General features: G+C 55.0%; 20 protein-coding genes. 10 read left to right on the top strand and 10 right to left on the bottom strand.

Annotation, left to right across the window (positions count from 1 at the left end; genetic code table 11):
- Positions 1 to 135 precede the first annotated feature (135 nt).
- Positions 136 to 2,544 (top strand): TonB-dependent receptor, encoded by a 2,409-nt coding sequence (locus tag PXG97_RS14955; protein ID WP_276498586.1) that lies wholly within the window; start codon positions 136 to 138, stop codon positions 2,542 to 2,544.
- Positions 2,545 to 2,597: 53 nt separating this feature from the next.
- Positions 2,598 to 3,128 (top strand): hypothetical protein, encoded by a 531-nt coding sequence (locus PXG97_RS14950; protein ID WP_276498585.1) that lies wholly within the window; start codon positions 2,598 to 2,600, stop codon positions 3,126 to 3,128.
- Between the two features lie 84 nt (positions 3,129 to 3,212).
- Here PXG97_RS14950 and PXG97_RS14945 read toward each other — a convergent pair whose 3' ends face one another.
- Positions 3,213 to 3,842 carry a YdeI/OmpD-associated family protein gene (locus tag PXG97_RS14945; protein WP_276498584.1) on the bottom strand — a complete coding sequence of 210 codons (630 nt, stop codon included), beginning with the start codon at positions 3,840 to 3,842 and terminating at the stop codon, positions 3,213 to 3,215.
- A gap of 320 nt (positions 3,843 to 4,162) precedes the next feature.
- Here PXG97_RS14945 and PXG97_RS14940 point away from each other — a divergent pair, with 320 nt between their 5' ends.
- Together PXG97_RS14940 and PXG97_RS14935 are read left to right on the top strand one after the other, a co-directional pair.
- Positions 4,163 to 4,681 carry a hypothetical protein gene (locus tag PXG97_RS14940; RefSeq protein ID WP_276498583.1) on the top strand — a complete coding sequence of 173 codons (519 nt, stop codon included), beginning with the start codon at positions 4,163 to 4,165 and terminating at the stop codon, positions 4,679 to 4,681.
- Between the two features lie 103 nt (positions 4,682 to 4,784).
- A complete protein-coding gene (locus tag PXG97_RS14935; protein WP_276498582.1) occupies positions 4,785 to 5,108 on the top strand; it encodes a DUF4286 family protein in 324 nt (107 codons plus the stop codon).
- A gap of 65 nt (positions 5,109 to 5,173) precedes the next feature.
- Here the strand turns inward: PXG97_RS14935 and PXG97_RS14930 are convergent, their stop codons facing one another.
- The 5 genes from PXG97_RS14930 to PXG97_RS14910 form a co-directional block, all read right to left on the bottom strand.
- The gene (locus tag PXG97_RS14930; RefSeq protein WP_276498581.1) at positions 5,174 to 5,647 is read right to left on the bottom strand and encodes a GNAT family N-acetyltransferase; all 474 of its coding nucleotides are present in this window, start codon (positions 5,645 to 5,647) and stop codon (positions 5,174 to 5,176) included.
- Between the two features lie 72 nt (positions 5,648 to 5,719).
- Entirely contained in the window at positions 5,720 to 6,481 is a 762-nt protein-coding gene (locus PXG97_RS14925) for an acyl-[acyl-carrier-protein] thioesterase (RefSeq protein ID WP_276498580.1), read from the bottom strand.
- 120 nt (positions 6,482 to 6,601) lie between these two features.
- The gene (locus PXG97_RS14920; protein ID WP_276498579.1) at positions 6,602 to 7,063 is read right to left on the bottom strand and encodes a DUF5362 family protein; all 462 of its coding nucleotides are present in this window, start codon (positions 7,061 to 7,063) and stop codon (positions 6,602 to 6,604) included.
- Positions 7,064 to 7,208: 145 nt separating this feature from the next.
- Positions 7,209 to 7,667, bottom strand: a complete 459-nt coding sequence (locus PXG97_RS14915; RefSeq protein ID WP_276498578.1) for a hypothetical protein — start codon at positions 7,665 to 7,667, stop codon at positions 7,209 to 7,211.
- A gap of 204 nt (positions 7,668 to 7,871) precedes the next feature.
- The gene (locus PXG97_RS14910) at positions 7,872 to 10,067 is read right to left on the bottom strand and encodes a prolyl oligopeptidase family serine peptidase (protein WP_276498577.1); all 2,196 of its coding nucleotides are present in this window, start codon (positions 10,065 to 10,067) and stop codon (positions 7,872 to 7,874) included.
- Positions 10,068 to 10,235: 168 nt separating this feature from the next.
- Here PXG97_RS14910 and PXG97_RS14905 point away from each other — a divergent pair, with 168 nt between their 5' ends.
- Positions 10,236 to 10,985 (top strand): 2OG-Fe(II) oxygenase, encoded by a 750-nt coding sequence (locus PXG97_RS14905; RefSeq protein ID WP_276498576.1) that lies wholly within the window; start codon positions 10,236 to 10,238, stop codon positions 10,983 to 10,985.
- A gap of 75 nt (positions 10,986 to 11,060) precedes the next feature.
- On the opposite strand, the gene PXG97_RS14900 is transcribed toward PXG97_RS14905, so the two are convergent.
- Entirely contained in the window at positions 11,061 to 12,062 is a 1,002-nt protein-coding gene (locus PXG97_RS14900; RefSeq protein ID WP_276498575.1) for a sugar phosphate nucleotidyltransferase, read from the bottom strand.
- 211 nt (positions 12,063 to 12,273) lie between these two features.
- Here PXG97_RS14900 and PXG97_RS14895 point away from each other — a divergent pair, with 211 nt between their 5' ends.
- From PXG97_RS14895 to PXG97_RS14880, 4 genes are all read left to right on the top strand, one after another.
- Positions 12,274 to 12,852 carry a LemA family protein gene (locus PXG97_RS14895; RefSeq protein WP_276498574.1) on the top strand — a complete coding sequence of 193 codons (579 nt, stop codon included), beginning with the start codon at positions 12,274 to 12,276 and terminating at the stop codon, positions 12,850 to 12,852.
- A 75-nt stretch (positions 12,853 to 12,927) separates the two neighbouring features.
- Positions 12,928 to 13,365 (top strand): TPM domain-containing protein, encoded by a 438-nt coding sequence (locus PXG97_RS14890; protein ID WP_276498573.1) that lies wholly within the window; start codon positions 12,928 to 12,930, stop codon positions 13,363 to 13,365.
- Positions 13,366 to 13,373: 8 nt separating this feature from the next.
- Positions 13,374 to 14,153 carry a TPM domain-containing protein gene (locus tag PXG97_RS14885; protein WP_276498572.1) on the top strand — a complete coding sequence of 260 codons (780 nt, stop codon included), beginning with the start codon at positions 13,374 to 13,376 and terminating at the stop codon, positions 14,151 to 14,153.
- Between the two features lie 720 nt (positions 14,154 to 14,873).
- Positions 14,874 to 17,528, top strand: coding sequence for an ATP-binding protein (locus tag PXG97_RS14880; protein WP_276498571.1), 2,655 nt, complete (start codon positions 14,874 to 14,876; stop codon positions 17,526 to 17,528).
- Positions 17,529 to 17,531: 3 nt separating this feature from the next.
- On the opposite strand, the gene PXG97_RS14875 is transcribed toward PXG97_RS14880, so the two are convergent.
- The 3 genes from PXG97_RS14875 to PXG97_RS14865 all read right to left on the bottom strand — a co-directional run bounded on the left by PXG97_RS14875 (position 17,532) and on the right by PXG97_RS14865 (position 19,873).
- Complete coding sequence (locus tag PXG97_RS14875) at positions 17,532 to 18,905, bottom strand: sigma-54-dependent transcriptional regulator (RefSeq protein ID WP_276498570.1); 1,374 nt, start codon at positions 18,903 to 18,905, stop codon at positions 17,532 to 17,534.
- A 186-nt stretch (positions 18,906 to 19,091) separates the two neighbouring features.
- Positions 19,092 to 19,424 carry a hypothetical protein gene (locus PXG97_RS14870; RefSeq protein ID WP_276498569.1) on the bottom strand — a complete coding sequence of 111 codons (333 nt, stop codon included), beginning with the start codon at positions 19,422 to 19,424 and terminating at the stop codon, positions 19,092 to 19,094.
- Between the two features lie 47 nt (positions 19,425 to 19,471).
- Complete coding sequence (locus PXG97_RS14865; protein ID WP_276498568.1) at positions 19,472 to 19,873, bottom strand: hypothetical protein; 402 nt, start codon at positions 19,871 to 19,873, stop codon at positions 19,472 to 19,474.
- Positions 19,874 to 20,174: 301 nt separating this feature from the next.
- On the opposite strand from PXG97_RS14865, the gene polA reads away from it, so the two are divergent.
- On the top strand, positions 20,175 to 23,021 hold the full coding sequence (gene polA, locus PXG97_RS14860; RefSeq protein ID WP_276498567.1) for a DNA polymerase I: 2,847 nt from the start codon (positions 20,175 to 20,177) through the stop codon (positions 23,019 to 23,021).
- The last annotated feature ends 78 nt before the right edge of the window (positions 23,022 to 23,099 follow it).

Below are 23,099 nucleotides of genomic sequence, written 5' to 3'. Positions count from 1 at the left end.
GTATGACCGCGGTGCCTGCACATCATCTATCCATACTTTTAAGCCTGGCAGGCATGCTTTTGCCAGTGGCAAGATGCAGCCGCAGCAGGCAATTGGCTATACGTTTCTGTAGCCGTTATTTTTCTTTTGCTGAAAATGGAAGAAGTGTTAAAGACGAAACCGATCCCAAAAACCATACTTTTTGCCCTGGCCATACTGGCGCTGCAGCTACCGGTGGTGCAGGCGCAGTCGTTGCCGGCACCGTTGCCGGAGGAGACGGAGCAGGACTGCGGCCTTACCCTCTCGGGCAAGGTGCTGGACCACGACACGCGCGAGGCGCTGATCGGGGCTACTGTTTACATCCCTGAGCTGGACCGCGCCACCATGTCTGACGAATATGGCAACTACCATTTCCATCAGCTTTGCCGTGCGCCCTATACCTTGCAGGTGACTTATGTTGGGTATGAGAAGGAAAGCTTCAGCGTGAGAATGTCAGGCTCTGCCACCCGCGACCTGCAGCTGCACGCTGACGCACGCATGTTGCGCACAGTGGAGGTTACCGGTGAGCACCTGCGCGAGCAGGCCCAGACACAGCAGAGCCTGAGCGGCCGGGAGCTGGAGCAGACGCGCGGCCTGGCCCTGGCCGAAACATTGAAGGGTATTTCGGGCGTTACTTCGCTGCAAACCGGCCCTACCATCTCTAAGCCCGTGATACACGGCATGCACAGCAACCGCGTGCTGCTGCTCAACAACGGCGTGCGACAGGAGGGGCAGCAGTGGGGTGCAGAGCACGCACCGGAGATAGACCCGTTTGTGGCCTCCGAGGTGAAGGTGATAAAAGGCGCCGCCGGCGTGCGCTATGGCGCCGATGCCATTGGCGGCGTGGTGCTGGTGGAGCCAAGGGCGCTACCGACATCCCCCGGCATCACCGGAGACCTGCACCTGCTGGGCAGCACCAACAACCGCCAGTTGGCTACCTCGGCTACGGTAGAGGGTAATTTTGAGAAGGTACCGCCGCTAAGCTGGCGCCTGCAGGGCACGCTGCGCAAAGCCGGCAATGCCAAAACGCCGGATTACTACCTGGAGAACACGGGGCTGAAGGAGCAGAACTTCTCGGCAGCAGTGGGATACAACAAGGAGGCGTATGGCGCGGAGCTGTACTACAGCCACTTCAGCACCGACCTGGGTATTCTGCGGGAGTCGCACATTGGCAGTGTGCAGGATTTGCTGTATGCCATTGAGCGCGGCAGGCCCAGCAATGCGGCAAACGCGGAGTTTACCTACGGCATAGACCGACCGTACCAGCACGTGCAGCACGACCTGCTAAAGGCCAAGGGGCACTGGCAGCTGGGCGAGGCAGGGAAGCTGGAGTTTGTTTACGGCTGGCAGCGCAACCTGCGGGAGGAGTACGAGCCGCGCCGTGGTGGTGGCTCCCTGCCAGCGCTGCAGCTTACGCTAAACACGCATACCACCGAGGCTGTTTTCAACCACAAGCCGCTGGGCAATTTTTTTGGCTCAGTGGGCGTGAGCACCATCTACCAGAAAAACACCTACGAGTACAGCGACTTTCTGCCATACTACACAAGTATGACAGCCGGTGTCTTTGCCACCGAGCAGTGGAAAAAAGACAGGCTGCAACTAGAGGCAGGCATTCGCTACGACTACAGGTACCTGCAGGTGAAGAAGTACGAGGAGGAGGCTGAAAGCAAGCGCACCCTGATCAAACCGGAGTATGACTTTAACAACGTATCCGGCACCTTGGGGGCGATGTATGACGTGGGCTACCACCTTACCTTCGGCCTGAGTGCCACCTCGGCCTGGCGGGCGCCGGGCGCTAACGAGCTTTTCAGCGAGGGGGTGCACCATAGTGCGGCCACGTACGAGGAGGGGGACCCTACCTTAACGTCGGAACAGGCGTACAACCTGGAGTTCTCGGTAGATTATTTCAGCAATCCGCGCCTGAACGGCTCCCTGAGTCTTTACCACAACTACATCAGCAACTTTATTTACCTGGCCCCGCAGCCAGAGCCTATTGTAACGGTTCGCGGTGCTTTCCCTGCCTTTAAGTACACCCAGGCCGATGCCACCTTTACCGGTGCGGACCTCAACCTGGATTATAAGATCGCCACTGGATTGGTACTGGAGTCGAAAACCTCGCTGCTCTACGCCCGCAACCTCGACACCGACGATTACCTGATCTACATGCCTTCCAACCGCTTTGACAACAGCCTGCGCTATGAGTTTGCAGCTGCAGACAACGGCAAGTTAACCAACGCCTACGTATCGGTGGGGGGAGTGTATGTGGCAGAGCAAAAGCGGGTGCCAGAGAAAGCGGAGCAGGACTTCGCACCGGCACCGGAGGCATATTTTCTTTTAAAGGCTGAGGCAGGAACTACCGTCCACTTTGGCAACCAGCCCATAGAGGTGGGCATAACGGGCAATAACCTGCTAAACACTGTGTACCGCGAATACCTGAACAAGCTGCGCTACTACGCCGATGAACCCGGCCGGATGCTCATGCTGCGCGTGCGGGTGCCGCTCAATTTCAGTAATTCAAAAAAATAAGTATCATTTATTGTATAACCTCGTATTGTTTTACATTCCTAAACACCTATATCATGAAAAAACTATTTAAACCTTATCTTACAGCATTCTTACTAGGCGCACTCCTTATCTCTACCACCTCTTGCAGCGATGACGACGATCCGGCACCGGTTGAGGAGGAAGAAAACATCACCTCTATGACGCTGACGCTGGACCCAGTGGCTACAGACAAGGGCATTGCACAAGCAACGGCTACTTTTACGGCTGGCTCTACGCCAACTTTAACCCTGCGGCCAAACACCCAGTATACCGCCACCATCACCTTCAACGACAAGATTGAGGATGAAATAAGAGCAGAGGCTGAAGACCACGAGGTTTTCTTCGAGGTGTCTGAGGACCTGGTTGTGGTGCAGAAGATTGTGCCGGATGATTTTGACGATAACGGCCGCCCTGTCGGGCTGATGACCAGGATGGCTACGGGCAATACCGGAAGCGGAAAGCTGAAGGTTACGCTGAAGCACCAGGAAGGCCTGAAAAACGACGAAAGCGATGTAACCGTTGGTGAAACCGACATTGAGGCGACCTTTAACATTGCAATCCAATAAGCAAACAGTAAGCCCTGTTACAAAATAGAAAGGAGGCGCAACTCTATAAGTTGCGCCTCCTTTTTTTTGGCTGCCTATACGACGCTATACGTTCCTCTTAGCTACCTCCTCCACGGCTTTAGCGATGCGGCGCATGCGCGTTTCAGGCTTTTTGGCATCCAGCACCGCTACTGCATACTCCTTGCGGTGCGTAAAGGCCATGCTCTCGAATTTCTCCAGTAAGCCAGCCTCCTGCAGCGCCACTTTCATGTCTTCCGGCACTACAACCGTTTTGGTATTGCGGTCAATGCCGGCCCTATCCACTCCGAACATGGAAGCCTGCTTTCGCTCCTCCTTGTGCCTGAACCGCAGGGCTGACCAGGTATCATCCACCGCAACCTGCCGCACGGCCTCAAACTGCATTTGGCCGACTATCTGCCAGCCGCTGTCGCGGGTGAGGTCTGTTTTGACGCCCGATGATTTTTTGGGGTAGCCAATCCAGAGCAAGGCTTCCGGCTGCAGCAGCGCTACTGCCTGCGGTGCCAGCTGCTCCAGCTCGGCGGCGCGCTGCACAAACAGCAGCACGGCGTCATAACCACCTGCCCTTGGAGCCTCCTCGGCTCTTGTAAACGTATACCCTTCGTGCCGCAATGCCTGCACTACCGCTTCTGGGGCCTGCCACAGCAACAGGTGCTGCTCCTTTTTAAGCTGTAGTTTCTTTCCGAGATCTGCCATGGTTTAATTAGATGTGTCCTGTGGCTAAGCTACTATAAAAATTGTACTCCTGCACTTCCTACAGGTTTTCATGCGCCAAGCCATAGCGCCGCAAGCTTACATCCTCCACCAAACCTTACGACACCGCCAGGCACAGCTCCCCCGGCTCAATGTTGCCAAAAAGCCTGCAGCGGGCATGTTTTATTTAATTCTTAACACAGGAGCAACATTAACGCCACAGTTGTAGTATAATTAAATATATAAAAAAACATATTTAATTATATCTTTTGCCTATGCATAAAATATCTACTCCTGTTATTTCCGTTTTAAACCGATTCGCTTTGCTACTGCTGCCCCTGCTGTTTATGGCCGCCTGCTCTGCCCACGTAGAGCGCGACGCCGCCAAAGAGCAGCAGACGCCTACCGTGGCGGTGGTAGCCTCCAAAGAGGTGCCAGCCATTACGGTAGCCTCTTTCCAGAGCCAATCCGATGAGGTTTATTTCGACCTGATTGCCAATACCTCTAATTGCCTAGGCGAAAACCTGTGGTTTGGAGGCAAGCTAGAGAGCCAGAGCAAAGCTGTTCTGGCCAGTTCAGGAGCCTACACACAGCAGAAAGTGTACAGAGTGACGGAGCTTACGGCCACCGGCCTTAACAGCAACAACAGCTACCGGGTTAACAACAGCGGCAATACACTGCGCGCTGTGGTGAGCGAGACCGGCGAGATCTTTCTGCAACTAAGCCAGGGCCAGCTGCAACTGGAGCCACAGGCCAACGCAAAGCCGTTGGTGCTGGCGTATCAGCCCAACCCAAAGGAAGGCTATTACGACGGCACCGTTGGCCGCTGGAGCTGCAAGTAAGGTACAACAGACTTTAAGGCAAAAGGAGCCCCTGCTCTACCGGCAGGGGCTCCTTTTTTTATACTTCTAGCCATTCTACCCCTGTTTTTCGTATTTTTGTAGTATGATTTTGTATAACGAGACCGTAAGTATAGACAACACTGTGGCTGATGAGTGGCTGCAGTGGATGCAGGAAGTGCACATCCCGGAAGTAATGGGCACAGGCTATTTTCTGGGCAACCAGATCAGCCGCCTGATGCACGAGGTAGCCAACGATGGTACGACCTATGCCGTGCAGTATACCTGCCGCAGCCTGGAGGACCTGGAGGAGTACCAGCGCGAGCATGCCTCCAGCATTGATAACCGCCACCACGAGCGCTACCAAGGCAAGTATGTTGTTTTCCGCTCGATGCTGGAGGTTGTGGCCCGCGATGTGGAACGCAAATAGGGTATAACTTTAAAGCATGGGGGCCAGCGGTTATGAAACCGCTGGCCCCCATGCTTTAAGGCGGGCTAGTTGGTAAACTGCCGTATCTGCTCCTCGTTCAGGCTGCAGTTAATCCACTCGGCATCCAGGGCGGCGCCAATCTTTCTGTAAAAAGCAATGGCCGGCTCGTTCCACTCCAGCACCTGCCACTTAAAGCGTTTGGCCCCGGTGTCTCGGGCCTCCTGCGCCACGGCGTTAAACAGCTTTTTGCCGATACCTGTGCGGCGCAGCTTTTCCGTCACCACCAGGTCCTCCAGAAATAGCATCCGGCCTTTCCAGGTAGAGTAGGCGGTATAGTAGAGCGCCAGACCCACCACGCCCTCTTCACCCTCAGCCACAAAAAACTTGTAAATCGCGTTCTCGCCAAAGCCGTCACGCTCCATCTCCAGCAGGGTGTTGGTCACCTCGTTAGGTGCCTTCTCATACTCCGCCAGCTCTTTTATCAGCGCATACACCTGCGGCAGATCGTCTATTGTTCCTTTTCTGATTTGTATTTCCATATTACTCGTGAATTGCTGCATGGTTAAACTGCTCTTTCTGGGAACAGTGGGAAGTACCGTATAAAGGTTCGCTCATTCAGAACCCTCTAACTCCCGCCACTCCGTTACGGCCTGCACCAGTTCCTTGCCGCTTTCCTGGCTGGTGAGTTTGTGCAGATAAGCATGGCCTTCCGCGTCTGCCGGGGCAGCAGCCGAGACCACGGTATCGCCCAGCACACCTTCGGCCTTGAAGATGATATCCACCTGCTGCAGCTGCTTTTGCTCCAGCACCTCCAGCGGTAGCGTGTCCAGGGCCCACTGCAGGTAGCGGGTGTTGGTAACATGGCGGTTCAGGTCGATGTCGTGCCAGCGCACCGGCACCTGCTGCTCGTGCCGGGCCTCCTGTAACTGCGGCAGCTTACCTTTGGCAAAGGGCAAAGGCTCGCTGTCCGGCACTACCTCCACCGCCATGATAAAATCAGGCACCGACACCAGTTGCCGCTTCACCACATCCATGACCAGCCACACGCTCGTAGCCTGCCCCAGCAGTTCGCGCTCCTCGCTGTAGATCCTAAAGTCGCGGTGCAGAAACACGCGTTCGCGGCCCGAGGCCCAAGTCTCCACGGTTATGTTATCGTTGTGGCCTGGGTAGCGGAACATCTCCACGCGCATGCGCTGCAGCACCCACGTCAGCCCCCGCTCCAGCAGATCGTACATTGAGATGCCTAAGTCCCGGGTGTTTGCCCAGGCCGCCTCCTGCATATAGCTCACCAAGGCCGGCAGCGTGGCTTGCCCCCGATAGTCTATCTCGCTGGAGCGTACGGTAAAGGTGCTTTCGCCCGGGTATGATTTCATGGCTCTGTTTATACTTGCTCAGATGCTAAGGTACGTAAGAATCGCTGCCGTTGCCACCTCAAAAACAAAAGCACACCTGTGGCGGGGTGTGCTTTCACGACAGGTGCCCTTTAAGTACACCTACATCATGGCGCCAATGCCCACTCCCAAAAACATGGACAGCAGCCCCAGCGCATAAAAGCCCAGCACAACGATGGTAAGGATGCCCATGAACTTGAACAGCGACTTCAGGTTACCGAAGGAGGCGGTCAGCAGTTCCTCGTCCTGCAGTTGCAGCGCCTCCTGCATCTTGCCCGAAAACCGATGCAGGTACAGCACCGGGAAAAAGTACAGCAAGGCAATCAACACGTAAAAAAGCGCGAAGAAGCCACCCACAAAGGTTCCTCCGATGCTCTCACTTAGCGCCGAGCTCATCATAAAACCGGCGAAGACAGCGCCTAGCACGATGGTTCCTATCATCACATAGCCGACTACCGCCAGGAACTTGCCCCATTTGGCTATCTCCCGCAGGTAGCTTGCCGACGGTGGCGTGATGCCGAGAGAATGCGGCGTTGCCGCGTTTTCGTAAAAGTTTGATTCCATATGCTTTTGTTTGTCTAGGTGAACGATACTTTTAAAGTATAAATTTTCCCCTATACTTTAAAGATGTCCTCCCATTATCTATGCTCCAACCAAAAGCACCTTCTGCAGCAGAAGGTGCTCCCCGTATTCCTGAGGCAGCCGGCTACTACACCTCGAAGCCCGTAACGCCCGTTGCCAGCATCCAAAGCGATACCCCGAAAAGCACCAGGAACAGCACCAGCATGATCACCAGGAACTTGAACAGGATCTTGAGCTTGTTCACAGCCTTGTAAAGTAACTGCCGGTTGCGCTGCTGCACCCCCTGCTGCAGGCGCACCGAGAAGGTGTACAGGTACAGCGAGGGGAAGAAGTATACCAGCGCCACAAAAGCGTACACCACTACCGTAAAGCCCGAGAACCCTACGTTGGCCGCGCGTTCCGCCACCCCCGGCGACTCCAGCATCTGTTGCATGAAGATCCCGAACAAAAGTATGAACCCCGAAAATACAAACCCGAGCACCGCCAGCACTTTCCCCCACTTAGCCGTGGCGTAAAGGTTGTTCAGCAGCCTCACGTCCAAGGTAAGCTCTGCTGGGCCTGCGGTATTGTCTTGTTGTGGCATCATACGGCTAATTTATAGTTATCTCTAAATATACGGAAAAGCATATGCCAGTAACGCATACACCATGGTTTCGTTTTGAGTTGAGCAAATTCTGCTGCCCGTGCCCGCCTCTGGCAAGTAGGAGCAAGGCTGTGCCACCAACAAAAAAGCCGCGCCACCTGAGGCAGGCGGCGCGGCTGAAGTATAATTGGCAGATTTATACTTGTGTTATTGGTTCTGCGCGTATGGATTCACGCCCATGTTCTTGTAGATAAAGGCATAGGTATCGGCATACTCCTGAATCACCAGCGAAGTTGGCTTACCGGCACCATGGCCTGCACGCACATCCACCCGGATCAGGTATGGGTTGCCCGGAGCGCCTTTCGCTTGCAGCTCTGAGATGAACTTGAAAGAGTGCGCCGGCACTACGCGGTCGTCGTGGTCAGCGGTTTTCACCAAGGTAGCAGGGTATTTTACGCCTTCTTTGATGTTGTGCAGCGGCGAGAACGCATACAGGTTCTTAAACTGCGCCTCGTCCTCAGAAGAGCCGTACTCCGGCACCCACGCCCAGCCAATGGTGAACTTGTGGAAGCGCAGCATATCCATTACACCTACCGCAGGCAGGGCCACTTTGGCCAGCTCCGGGCGCTGCGTCATGAAGGCGCCAACCAGCAAACCGCCGTTAGAGCCACCGGCCACGGCCAGCCTCTCCGACGAAGTATACTTTTGGTCGATCAGGTACTCGGCGGCCGCGATGAAGTCGTCGAACACGTTCTGCTTGTTTGGCGTCATGCCGGCTTTGTGCCAGTCCTCACCGTACTCACCGCCACCACGCAGGTTTGGCATAGCGTACACGCCGCCGTTTTCCAGCCACAGCATGTTGGCAATACTAAAGCTCGGCGTCATGGAGATGTTAAAGCCGCCGTAGGCGTACAGGTACGTCGGGTTGGTGCCATCCAGCTTCAGGCCTTTCTTGTGCACGATGAACATCGGCACTTTGGTACCGTCCTTGGAAGTATAGAACACCTGCTTCGTCTCAAACGCATCGGTGTTCACGTTCACCTCCGTTTTGCGGAACTGCGTTACCTTGTTGTTCGGCACGTCGTAGCGGTAAATGGTGGGCGGGTAGGTAAAGGAGGTGAAGGTAAAGAACACCTCTTTGTCCTGCTGCTTGCCGCTGAAGCCGCTCACCGTGCCCAGCGTCGGCAGGTCCACGGTGTTCAGCTGCTTGCCATTTTGGTCATATACCACTACCTGGCTTGTAGCGTCTTTCATGTAGGTGGCAATAATTCGGCCGCCCACAGCAGACACACCCTGCAGCACGTTCTCCGACTCCGGCACCACCGTTTTCCAGTTCTGCTCCTGCGGCTTTTTCGGGTCGATCATCACCAGGCGGTAGCGCGGTGCATTCTTGTTCGTCATCACCAGCAGCTTATCGCCGAAGTTATCCACCACGTTGTACTCACTCTCGAAGTTATCCACAATCGGCTTGATCGTAGATTTCGGGTCCTTCAGGTCTTTGTAGTATAAAGCGTTGGCGCCGCTGGCACCTTCCGACACGTTCAGGATCAGGAAGCGCTCATCATCGGTGGTCTGGCCGTAAAAGTTGCGCAGCGCATTTTTCTTGTCCTCGTACACCAGCTGGTCCTGGCTCTGCGGCGTGCCTACTTTATGGTAGTATACTTTGTGGTACTCGTTCTTGTTGGCCAGCTTGTTGCCCTCGGTAGGGGCGTCGTAGCGGCTATAGAAAAAACCGTTGCCGCTCCAGCTCGGGCCCGAGAACTTCACCCAGTCCAGCTGGTCGTCCAGCTTCTTGCCCGTGGCCGCCTCCATCACATGGTAGGTGTTCCAGTCAGAGCCGCCGCTGGAGGTGCCGTAGGCCAGGTACTTGCCGTCCTTAGAGAAAGAAAGCGCCGTTAAGGCCACGGTGCCGTCGTTGCTCAGCTTGTTCGGGTCGAAGAATACTTTTGGCTCCGCCTCCAGGCTCTCCTGCACGTACAGCACGCTCTGGTTCTGCAGACCGTCGTTCTTAAAGAAGTAGTACTTGCCGCCCTCTTTGAACGGTGCGCCATACTTAGGGTAGTTCCAGATCTCAGTCAGGCGCTTCTTAATGTCGTCGCGGAAGCCGATGCTGTTCAGGTAGGCCTGGGTTACCTCGTTCTCCTGCGCAATCCACTCGTCCAACGCCTCGTCGTGCGTCTCCTGCCAGCGGTACGGGTCGGCTACCTTGGTGCCGAAATAATCGTCCACATGGTCTACTTTCTTGGTGTCAGGGTAGTTCAATTGTACTTCTTCTGCCTGTGCGGAGGCAGTAGCTGTTGTTTCTGTCGTCATGCCAGTGGCAATTGTATCGTTTTGTGTTGATTTGCAAGCCGACACAGCCGTGAGGCTGCCGGCCAGCAGTAAAGCAGTTGTCTTTCTCATAATGGCTAAGCCTTGGTTTTGTTTTGGGGTGATGATAGTTGTATGGAAAACAAGATACGAAATCTAACTCAATTTGCAGCTCCTGTTGCGCTAGCGTGCGGCACTATCCCACTGGCTACCAATAAGATACCCGCCTAAAATTTTCCAACAGCGCCACCTGTACAAGCTATGCATTATTTAATTACTTTTGCCCGCTTTTTACAAACGGCAGCCAAAGCCTTCGCTTCCAAGTATAAAAGCTTAAACCAAAGCTACACGCGCATGCTAAACGAGTTGGAAGACGAGAAATTACTGCAAAAGTTCGAGCAGATTGCCGACAGGCTGTCGGATAAGGGGTATGCGATAGTTGACAATTTCCTGGAGCCGCAGGAGGTGCGCGACCTGCTGAACGTGCTGACGCACCACCAGGAGCAGGGCACCTTCAAAAAGGCCGGCATCGGCTCTGCCGACCAGTTTACGGTAGACAAGGAGGTGCGCGGCGACTTTATCCGCTGGATTGAGCCCTCAGAGGCACTACCGCCGACGCGCGTTTTCCTGGACCGCATGGACGAGGTGATGCGCTACATTAACCGCACCTGCTTTCTGGGACTCAAAGACTATGAATTCCACTTCACGGTTTACCCGCCGGGCACAGTGTACCAGCGCCACATCGATCAGTTCAAGGAAAACGATCACCGCCGCCTCTCCTTCATCTGTTACCTGAACGAGGACTGGCTGCCCGAGCATGGCGGCAACCTGCGCTTATACTTGCCGCAGGAGGATGGATCTGAGGAGGAGGTGGACATACTGCCCATTGCCGGCCGCCTGGCCTGCTTCCGCGCCGACCTGATCCCACACGAGGTGCTGGTGGCCACCCGTCACCGCTACAGCCTCACCGGCTGGATGCTGGACCAACTCAACGAGCTGACGTTTTTGTAGGGGCAAGTATGGACAAAGGACAAAAGAATTCCTTCACGTCCTATGTCTTTTGTCTAATAGTCTTTTGTCAAAAACCTACTGCCCAAAGTTGATCTCGGTGCTGTCGCCGATGTTGAGGCTATGGCTGAAGCCTTTGAAGGAGGCATCGCTGCCGATGATGGAGTCGTGCATGACGGCGAAGCGCAGCTCGGAGTAGGAGCCGATGATAGAGTTGCTCAAAATGCAATTGGTAATGGTGGTATTGTCGCCAATAGCCACGTCCGGGCCAATGATGGAGTTGGTGATGATACAGCCTTCGCCTATGCTTACCGGCGGGATGATGATACAGCCTGGGCACAGCCTGCTGTAGTCGCGGTCGCGGAACTTGGGACGGCTAAGCAGGGTGGCGTTGGCCTCCAGCAGCGTCTCCTTGCGGCCGCAGTCGAACCAGTGGTCCACGCTCCAGGGCACCATCTTCTCCCCGTTCTTAATCATGTGCATCAGCGCGTCCGTCAGGTGGTACTCCCCTTGTGTTCTGATATCCTCTGTTATGATGTGCTGCAGCGAGGCAACCAGCTTCTGCGGGTTTATGAGTTTGTAAAGGCCCACCAGCGCAAAGTTCGACTTCGGGATTTTCGGTTTCTCCACCACCTTCACCACAAACTCATCGCTGCCCATCTCGGTCACGCCGAACAGCGAAGGCTTTGCCACCTTCTTCACGCCCAGTACCGAGTAGGGCGCCTCAATAATGGCTTTCAAGTCTACATCTACAATCGCGTCGCCAAGCATGATGAGGATGCTTTCCTCTTCCTCATACGTGTGGCGGGCTACCCACAGCGCATGCCCCAGGCCCTCACGCGGTTCCTGAACCACAAACTCAGCATTGGCCTGCGGATACTTCTGCCGCACGTACCGCTCCACCTTCTCGCCCAGGTAGCCGATAATGAAAACAAAATCGCTTATACCCACCTCCAGCAGCTTATCAATAATATGGCCCAGAATGGTGTTATCCGCCACAGGCACCAGCGACTTAGGCTGCGTGTGCGTGTGTGGCCGAAGCTTTGAACCAATGCCGGCTACAGGTATAATCGCTTTCATACACTATACATTTCCTGCAATATATTGATTTTAATCTATAAAGTAAAGACCCTCAGGCAGTACCTCGTTGCCGCGGCCGCGACGCGTAAATATACATGTGTGTTAATTTTTACATATTTACCGTAGGCATCTAACAAGGGTTTCTTAAATTCGTACTGATATCGCCTCTAGGGCATACAAAAGCGTATAGTTTAAACATATACTTAAAAACATGAAAAAACTGTTCTTTTACCTCATTGGCTTCCTGATGATAAGCTCCCTGTCCTCGTGCGGCTACAATACGATGGTGCAGAAAGATGAAACTGTAGAATCACAGTGGGCCAATGTGCAGAATGCTTACCAGCGCCGTGCTGACCTGGTGCCAAACCTGGTAAACACCGTAAAGGGGGCTGCCAACTTTGAGCGCGAAACGCTTACCGACGTGATTGAGGCACGTGCCAAGGCCACCAGCGTTAACATCAGCCCTGATAATCTTACGCCAGAGAACATCCAGCGTTTCCAGGAGGCACAGGGAGAGCTGAGCGGAGCCCTGAGCCGTTTGCTGGTTTCTGTGGAAAGGTACCCGGAGCTAAAGGCCAACCAGAACTTCCTGGAGCTGCAGGCGCAGTTGGAGGGCACCGAGAACCGCATTGCCGTGGAGCGGCGCAAGTTTAACGAGGCCGTACAAGACTATAACTCTTACATCCGCTCCTTTCCGCGCAACCTCATAGCAGGCATGTTCGATTTCGAGCGAAAAGGCTACTTTGAGGCAGAGGCCGGCGCACAACAAGCTCCAACGGTAGAGTTCTAAATTGCTGATTGTTCAGTGTTGACTGCTCATCTGAGGCTAACAACAAGTAACAATCAACCATCAACAACCAAGCTTATGCCACGACATATAATAACTCCTGCCGATGAGGAGAAGATAATGGCGGCCATACAGGAGGCGGAGCAGAAAACCTCTGGCGAGGTGCGGGTGCACGTAGAGAGTACCTGCGACAAGGATGTGCTGGACCGTGCCACCGAGGTATTTGCCGAGCTGCACATGCACCAGACCGAACTGCGCAACGGGGTACTGTTTTACGTGGCCCTCGAAGACCACCAGTTTGCGGTGCTCGGCGATGCTGGCATCAACGCCATTGTACCCGATCATTTCTGGGAAGACATTACGGCAGAGGCAGTAAAATACTTCAAGCAGAACAAGTATGCCGAGGGACTGGCAAGAGGCATCCGTATGGCCGGCGAGCAGCTGCAGGCACACTTCCCCTACGACCGCCACGGCGACACCAATGAACTAAGCGACGACGTCTCCTTCGGAGAATAAGTATACGTATGAAGCACCTAACTCTCTTCCTGTATTTCTGTTTCCTGAGCCTGGGGGCGATTGCGCAAAACAGCGACTTTCCGCCTAAGCCCAATCGCCTTGTTAACGACTATGCCGATATGCTTTCTCCGCAGGAGGAGCAGGCGCTGGAGCAGAAGCTGGTAAACTACGCCGACACCACGTCCACGCAAATAGCCGTGGCACTGGTTACCTCCATTGGAGGCTACGACCCTAACCAGTATGCGGCCGAACTGGGCGAGCGCTGGGGTGTGGGCGGCGGCAAGTATGACAATGGCATTATCATACTTGTGGCAAAGGAGGAGCGCACGGTTACCATTCAGACCGGCTACGGCCTGGAGGAGTACATTCCTGACGCCATTGCCAAACGCATTACAGAGCGCACCCTGAAGCCGGCGTTTTCGCAGGGGCAGTTTTACCAGGGCCTCGACCAAGCTACGAGCCTGATCATTGAGCTGGCCAGCGGCGCCTACCAGGCCGATCCATCACAACTAGGTGAGGAAAGTGGAGGCCCATCGCTGCTGCTCATTATCATTCTGGTGATGGTGGTGGTCTTTATACTCTCCAGGTTCGGTGGCGGCGGAAGAGGCGGCCGCGGCGGCAGGCGCTATGCGCGCACTTTTGGAGGCCCTGTCATCGTGCCGGGTGGCTTCGGTACTTTCCGCTCCGGCGGTGGCATCTTTGGCGGCGGTTTCGGGGGTGGCGGAGGCGGCTTCGGCGGCTTTGGCGGCGGCTCCTTCGGCGGCGGCGGCGCCAGCAGCAGTTGGTAAAACTATAAGCAGCGACAAGCGGCCAGCGGTAAAGTATGACTTTTGCCGCTGGCCGCTTTTATTTTGGCACTTTACCCTCCGCAGCTCCTTCGGCACAGCTGTTTATAAAGTATAGAACCCCGCTTGTTCCTGTCAGATGTAGGCCTGCCCCAGAGCTACGCTCGCTACCTACGAACTCGCGTTCTCGGTAGTCTAAGGAGGGGAGTTCGGTTCAAGCTCCGTCAGCAGTGGCTATCGAAACATGAACCCAGTCTTTGGGTTGAGCGCCTTCTAGATTTCCGGTGCCGAGCGAGAGCGAGGCATTGCGACAGCAAAGGAAATGTAGACAGCGCGATGCCCAAAGACGAGCCTTCTCGGGCTTGAGAGCAGAAAGTGTGAAATACAACATTAGGCTTTTAAGACTGAGGATGAACAGTAGCTAGTAAGGATAGCTTGGTTCAACCTACTGGAAGCAGCAGCGAAGGCACAAGCGGACGCTTGCGCCAGAGAAAGCTTGCGGCGTGAAGTATAGCCCAAGTATAAGGTATGGCTTTTGAAGCCAGCAGAGACTTAACATTATGGGGAAGACACAAATCTGAAGACTTGCACCAGAAAGGCTGGCAAGTATAACATCGCACTAAATCCCCCAAACCGGCACCCTTCTGTAATCATTTCTGTTGTAATGGCGTTATAAGGACCTAAGCCACCTGCTGGCAACGCAAAAAACTGTATTTTAGCTACATGAAGATATTCGGGGATAGCATTAAAACCAAGGTGGTAGTGGGCTTTACGTTGGCTCTGAGCATCGTGGCGGCCGCCATCTACCTCACATACGCCAGCTTTACCAAATTACTAGATTCTGTTGAGATGCTTTCGCAGCCTAACCATAAGCTGTCGGAGCTGCAGCAGACGCTCTCTACCATCGCTACTGCCGAGAGTGCCATCCGCGCCTATACCCTGACAACCAACGAGAAGCACTTCAAGGCCTATTTGAGCCACCTGGACACCATCCAAAGCCAGATAGACACGCTGGAGCTCTTCATGCAGGATAGCCCCAGGGAGCTGGCACAGGTAGACTCTATTTCGGCCCTCTTACAGCAAAAGCACAAAAGCCTTGATCAGTATGTCGCGCTAAAGAAACAGCAGCGGGAGCATACGTACTCTAGCAAGGCCATGCGCCAGATCGCGTCCACGGCACAGCAGAAGCCCCTTTCCACCACTATCCGCAAGAGCACCACCACCACCATTTCCGACCGCCTGAACCTGAACGGCACCGATCAGCCGGAAGTGGAGGAAGTGCCACAGCAGGTGGAGGTAAAAGAAGACAAAAAAGGATTTTTCGGAAAGCTGTTCTCCAAGAAGGAGAAGCCCACCACTGAGCTTCCTCCAACGCCAAAGGTAATCATGCCCCAGCTACAGGTAAAGCAGGAGGTGGAGATCGATACCAGCACGGCCGCTGTGTCGGTAGCCCCACTGAACCAGGTGCGCCGCATCCTGCACAATGTGCAGCGCGAGGCCGATGAGCAGGCCCAAAAACTACAGGTCCAGGAGCTGGCGCTACTCCAGCAGGACAAGCAGATCATGGACCAGATTCGGGCGATGATGCATGAGCTGGAGCGCCACGAGCAAGAGAAGGCCCAGCTGAACTCCGCCGAGGCACGCCAGGTTGCCCAGGAGACATCCACGATCATGCTGATCATCGGCTTAGGCGGGCTGGGCAGCGGCATAGCGTTCATCCTCCTCATCCTCCGCGACCTAACGCGCAGCAACAACTATAAATCCAGGTTGATAAAGGCGCAGAAGGAGGCGGTGAAGCTGGCGCGAGCCAAAGAGGCGTTTGTTGCCAATATGAGCCACGAAATGCGGACACCCCTGAACGTGGTGCTGGGCTTTACGCAACAGCTGCGCCACACGCCCCTGCAACCGGAGCAGGCCGAGCACCTGGAGGCCATAGACGGTGCCGGGCAGCACCTGCTGCATATCGTAAATGACGTGCTGGACCTCTCTAAAATGGAGGCGGGCAAACTGCAGATAAACCGCGCCCCGTTCAGCCTGCGCCAGCTACTCACACAGGTAGAGCACGCCTTCGCCCTGAAAGCCTCCAGCAAAAGCATTTTCTTGAGTTTCCGGGTAGACGCCAACATTCCCGACAACCTGAACGCCGATGCCATGCGCCTGAAGCAAGTGCTATTTAACCTGGTGGATAATGCCATCAAGTTCACGCACGAGGGCCAGGTAGCAGTGGATGTGAAGCTAAGGAGCCGCCGCCGAAGCCGCGTGGCCCTTAGTATAGCCGTAGCAGATACGGGCATCGGTATTCCGCAGGAGCGCCTGAAGCATGTGTTCGGGGAGTTTAACCAGGCCGATGATTCCATCCTGCGCAAGTATGGCGGCACTGGCCTGGGCCTGTCCATCAGCAAAAAGCTGATAGACATACAGGGAGGCACCCTGCATGTAGACAGCGTGCATAACGAAGGCACCACCTTCACGATCGTGCTGCCGATGCAGGTAGCTCAGGAAGCGGTGCCTGTGCCGGCACAACCTGCCGAAGCAGTACCTGTGCCAGCTGCCTTTAAAGGGTATAAAGCCTTGGTGGTGGATGATGATGCTTACAGCCGCACGCTCTGCGACCTGATCCTGAGCCGTTGGGGCATGCAAGTGCACCTGGCTAACGACGGACAGGAGGCGCTGGACCTGGTACGCCAGCATTCGTTTGATATTGTGCTCACAGATATACAATTACCGGGCATGAGCGGCAAAACGGTGGCCCGGAACATCCGCAAGTTTGACAAGCAGGTACCAATAATTGCGCTTACGGCTAACATCCTGAGCAACGATGCCGGCTTCTTCCACAACACGGCCATCACCGGCCATGTGTTAAAACCATTTACAGAGCAGGAGCTGCACCAGAAAATAGCCGAAGCATTGCCGACCGAACCTATTGCCCCAGCAGCGGCACCCGTTCAGCAGCAAAGTATAGCCCGCCCTGCCACAGACGGGGGAGCAGCACCATCCCCTAAAGAAGAAGTAAAGCTGTATGACCTGAGCGAGATGCGCCTGTTTACCGGCGATGACCACCAGGCATTGGCCGCTGTGCTGGAGGTGTTGGTGCAGGACCAGGAGCAAAACCTGGGGCAGCTGCAACAAGCCGCCAGCGAGCAGGACTGGGCGGCGGCTGGCAACATGGCGCACAAGATGCTCACCGCCTTTAAGCACTTAAAAGCGCAAACAGTTACACCGCACCTCATGCAGTTGGAACAGGTGCTGCACACAGGAACCCAGGAGGATGCAGTGCTGCAGCAGGCAGTGGAAGCCGTGCAGCCACAGGTGCAGCAGGTGCTACAAGCGCTGCAGCGAGAACTGCAAAGCTTAAACGCCATGGCCGAAGCCAGCTAAGCGTTATATCTCGATGTTGTAGAGCTTGAGTTTGTTGTAGAGTGTTTTGCGGTCGATGTTCAGCAGGCGGGCCGCTTTAGACTTGTTATACTTCACGCGCTCCAGCATGGCCAGGATCATCTCCCGCTCGTTACGCTCGTTTATACTTTTCAGGTCCGTCTCCATTGGGTCGGCGGCGGAAGTATAGCTAACGGCTGCTGGCTGCTGTGGGGCAGGCGTATAGCTTACGATCTCGTGCGGCAGTTCCTGCAGCGTCACAAACTCTGATTTGGCCAGAAGCACGGCACGCTTCACCACGTTCTTGAGCTCTCGCAGGTTGCCGGGCCAGCTATACTTTAGCAGCGCCTCCTCGGCAGCGGCATCAAACCCCTCCACCTGTTTCTCCAGCTCCCGGTTTGCCTGCTGCAGAAAGTGGTCGGCAAACAACACCACATCGCCATCGCGCTCGCGTAGGGCAGGTATGTTGATCTTGAACTCGTTCAGGCGATGGTACAGGTCTTCGCGGAACTGGCCGTTAGATACCGCCTGCACCAGGTCCTCGTTCGTGGCAGCCAGCACGCGCACGTCCACATCCTGGTCGGTGGTGCTGCCAAGTTTGCGCACCTTGCGCTCCTGCAGGGCACGCAGCAACTTCACCTGTACTTCGTAGGGCAGGTTACCGATCTCATCCAGAAACAATGTGCCGCCTTCGGCAGCCTCAAACTGGCCCTCCTTATCCTTCAGAGCCCCGGTAAAGGCCCCCTTCACATAGCCGAACAGCTCACTACCCGCCAGCTCCTTGGACAAGGCGCCACAGTCTATGGCTATAAAGGGCTTGTTGTGGCGTTTGCTCTGCTGGTGGATCATGCGGGCCACATACTCTTTGCCTGTACCGCTTTCTCCCTCTATAATCACCGACAGATTGGTAGGGGCCACCAGCGTAATGAACTCCTCAATCTTCTCGGCCTGCTCGCTACGCCCGCGCACAAATTGCAGGCTGTCGGTCGGGGAGGCGGCTGCCTCTTGCTTTGGCTCTGCCTTCTTGCTCAGGGCATTCTTTATAACCAGCAGTGTTTCGTCGGGGTTGATAGGCTTGGTGATGTACTCAAAAGCGCCCATCTTGATCGCTTTTACCGCCGTGCGGATGTCGGCATAGGTGGTCATCAGGATAACGGGTACCTCCTGGGTCAGCACGCGTATCTGCGTCAGCAGCTCCAAACCGTCCTTATCGGGCAGTCGAAAGTCTGTCAGAATCAGGTCGAAGTCCTGGCTTTTCAGCTGACGCAGCCCATCGTTGGCGGTGTAGGCAGTCTCTACCTTATACTGCTGGCGCTGCAGAAAGCCCCTCAGCATTAAGCAAAAAGCTGGATCGTCATCAATCAGAAGTATTGTAGGCATAGTGGGATCTCCGTGTTTACCTGCCGGGTGAATGCAGGAAGCTACTAAGTAACGATTTTTACCTGCTTTATGTTCTACCCGGCCGCTATTCCGCCAATATAACTTCTTTTTCGGAGGCTTTAAAACAGAACAGCCCCTGTTGTGCAACAGGGGCTGTTCTGTAGTTTATATTTAAGGTGCCGGTGGCTAGCTTTCTATTTTCTTGCCGTTCTCATCAAAGCGCACCACTACCGGCTGCTCTTCACCGTTGATAAACTGTACCTCATAGGTAGCAGGTGCTCCGTCTTCGGCACCCTGCAGCTTGTAAGCCTCGCCCATGGTCCAGCCTTGATAATCATCGCTTGTAACGATGGCCTGCTTCACTGCATCCGGTAGCTCCTCAGGAGTTACTTTCTGCTTGTTACCTTGTGCCTGCTCCTGCTGTACAGGCTGCTGGGCATTTTCGTTCGCTACCTCCTGCGCCTGGGCTGAAAAGCCGGCAAAGGCAAGCGCTACTGCTAAAATGCTAAACTTTTTCATGATATCTTATCTCTAAAATGGAGTTCTTGAATGAATAGGTGAACTGCTTATTCCTTTACCTCGCCTGTGGCCTCTGCTGAAGCAGCGTTGGCTACTGGCTTGCCAGTCTCATCGAAACGGGCAACGGCTTTCTTCTGCTCAGCATTAGTAAAGAAAATCTCATAGGTGGCTTTGGCCTCAGCACCGGCTGCCGCCTCAGGGGCTACCTTGTATACTTCGCTCACCTGCCACTCTTTCAGGGCTTCGTTCTGCAGTGCCTGCTTTACCCCTTCTGGCAATTCGTCTTCCGTTATTTGCTGCTTGTTGGCATCTTGCTGCCCTTGCTGCTGCACCTGCTCCGACTGCGGCGGTTGCTGTGTAGATGCGTTATTTTGAGTTTGTGCTGTTGCTTCAGTTGATATAAGTCCGAATGCCGCGAAGGCAAACGCTAGTACAGTTACTTTTTTCATGGTTTAGTTCCGTTTATAATTTTGTTCTGTTCTGGCACTCCCATATGAGATAACTGTGCCAAAAAGCCAAAAACCTGGTAAACCATTGATTATCAACAATAAAATAGCAAAAATATTTTCTCACTCAAACTTGCTTATTTGTTGCTATTTTCTACAGTATGAGGAAAAGCACCCGCAGGCTGTATCGTAACAGGGGCAGCGGCAGGCTAGTTAAACCCGGTTGCTGCGGTTAAAGTATAAATCGCGGGGCTGGTGCAGGTGCCTTGCCGCGCATTACCCCGAAATTGACTAAATTAGCCCCATGAGCGAACCACGAAAGAAACTTTTCCTGCTAGATGCCCTGGCATTGATCTACCGCGCGCACTTTGCCTTCAGCAAGAACCCGCGCATCAACTCTAAAGGCATGAACACCGGCGCGGCCCTTGGCTTTACCAACACCCTGGTAGAGGTACTGCAGAAGGAGCAGCCCACGCACATCGGCGTCGCCTTCGACTCGGCAGCCAAAACCTTCCGCCACGACAACTTTGCCGACTACAAAGCCAACCGCCAGGCACAGCCGGAGGATATCTCCATCGCCATACCATATTGCAAGAAGATCGTGGAGGCCTTTAACATCCCGGTGCTGATCATGGACGGCTATGAGGCCGACGACATCATCGGCACCATGGCGCAGAAGGCAGAGAAAGCAGGCTTTGACGTGTACATGATGACGCCGGACAAGGATTACTGCCAGTTGGTGACAGACCACATCTTCCTCTACAAGCCCGCCTTTATGGGCAACGCCATCGAAGTATGGGACGTGCAGAAGGTGCTGGAGAAGTGGGAGGTGGAGCGCGTAGAGCAGGTGATCGATATCCTTGGTCTGCAGGGCGATGCCGTGGACAACATTCCGGGCATACCGGGCATTGGTGAGAAAACTGCCAAGTCGCTGATCCAGCGCTTCGGCTCCGTGGAGAACCTGCTCGCCAACACCGACCAACTGAAGGGCAAGCAGAAAGAGAACGTGGAGAAATTCGCTGACCAGGGGCTGATGTCGAAAGAGCTCGCTACCATCCACTGCGATGTGCCGGTGGAGTTCAGCGAGGAAGGCCTGCATTACGACGGCCCCAACGAGGAGCGCGTGGCAGAGCTGTTCACCGAACTGGAGTTCCGGCAGCTGACGCAGCGCGTGCTGGGCAAGAGCCTGGGCGAGACGGCCGCCGCCGCGCCTGCCGCCAAGGCTGGCCGAAGAGGCAAAGCCGTGGCCGCCAACCAGACCTCGCTTTTTGGTGCCCCTGCCGCTGCGGCAGAGGCCGAGGTAGCCGAAGACGCGGTACCGGCCACCATGCAAAGTATAAAAAGCACGCTGCAGGACTACCACCTCATCAACACTCCAGAGCTGCGCCAGAGCCTGCTACAGTACCTGTTAAAGCAGGATGAGATTTCCTGGGATACCGAGACGACAGGCATAGACCCGATTACGGCGCGGCTGGTGGGCATGTCATTCTGCTACCGCCCCGGCGAGGCCTATTATGTGCCCTTGCCGCATAATGATGTAAAGGAGGCGCAACGTATACTAGACGAGTTCCGGCCGGTGCTGGAGAATCCGAACATTGCCAAAGTGGGCCAGAACATCAAGTATGACATTCTGGTGCTGAAGAAGTATAATGTAGAGGTGCAGGGCCCGCTGTTCGACACCATGCTGGCACACTACCTGCTGGAGCCTGAAATGCGCCACAACATGGACGTGCTGGCTGAAACCTACCTTAACTACAGCCCGGTTCCTATCACCGACCTGATCGGGCCGAAAGGCAAGAACCAGAAAACCATGGCCGACCTGGAGCCGGAGGAGGTGAAGGACTATGCCTGCGAGGATGCCGACATCACGCTGCGCCTGAAGTTATACTTTGAGCCGCTGCTGCAGGAGCAGGGGTTGATGAAGCTGTTCCGCGACATCGAGAACCCGCTGGTGCAAGTGCTGGCCGATGTCGAGAAAGAAGGCATCAGCATCGACACCGACGCCCTGGCTGACTTTTCTACGCAGCTGGAGAGCGAGATCATCAACATCGAGAAGCGTATTTTCGAAATTGCCGGCGAGCAGTTTAACATCGGCTCACCAAAACAACTCGGCGAGATCCTGTTCGATAAGCTGGAGCTGCACGGCAAAGCCAAAATAAAGAAAACCAAGACTGGCCAGTACGCCACCGGCGAGGAGATCCTGATCAAGCTGGCGCCGGAGCACGAGATCGTGCGGCTTATACTTGACCACCGCCAGCTCACGAAGTTGAAATCAACTTACATTGATGCGCTGCCGCAGCTGGTGTGCGAGCTGGACAGCCGCGTGCATACTTCCTTTAACCAAGCTGTTACCGCTACCGGTCGCCTCAGCTCAACCAACCCCAACCTGCAGAACATCCCGATCCGGACGGAGCGTGGGCGTGAGATCCGGAAGGCTTTTGTGGCCCGCGATAAAAAGCACCAGATCATCTCTGCCGACTACTCGCAGATAGAGCTGCGCATCATGGCTGATTTCAGCGGTGACCCAACCATGAAGGAAGCCTTTAAGAACGGGCTAGACATTCACGCCTCCACGGCCAGCAAGGTGTTTCATGTGCCACTGGAGCAGGTGGACAGCGAGATGCGCCGCAAGGCCAAGACGGTGAACTTCGGTATCATCTACGGCATTTCGGCCTTTGGTCTGGCGGAGCGCCTGGGCATACCGCGCCGCGAGGCTGCCGACATCATCGAAGCTTACTTTCAGGAGTTTCCGGCGGTGAAGGAGTATATGGACACCACCATCGAAAAGGCCCGCGAGCTGGAATATGCCGAAACGCTGCTGGGCCGCCGCCGCTACCTGCGCGACATTAACTCGCGTAACCAAACCATTCGTGCCTTTGCCGAGCGCAACGCCATCAACGCCCCTATCCAGGGAACGGCCGCCGACATCATCAAGATCGCGATGATTAACATACATGACTACCTGCGCCAGGAAAAGCTGCAGACCCGCATGATCCTTCAGGTGCACGACGAACTGCTGTTCGACGCGCCAAAAGAGGAGATAGAGATCATCACGCCAAAGATTGTGGAACTGATGACTAATGCCCTGCCACTGAGCGTGCCCATGGAGGTAGGCTTGGGCGTAGGCGACAACTGGCTGGAAGCGCATTAAGGCTCAACTAAAGACGCTCACAGTGTTTTTAAAACCTGTGAGCGTCTGCGCTTACCGTACCAGGGCTGCCGGCAAAAC

The organism is Pontibacter litorisediminis (assembly GCF_029360645.1).
Lineage (GTDB): Bacteria > Bacteroidota > Bacteroidia > Cytophagales > Hymenobacteraceae > Pontibacter > Pontibacter litorisediminis.
The sequence above is the reverse complement of the archived record's forward strand: the minus strand, read 5'-3'. Positions and strand labels throughout refer to the sequence as shown.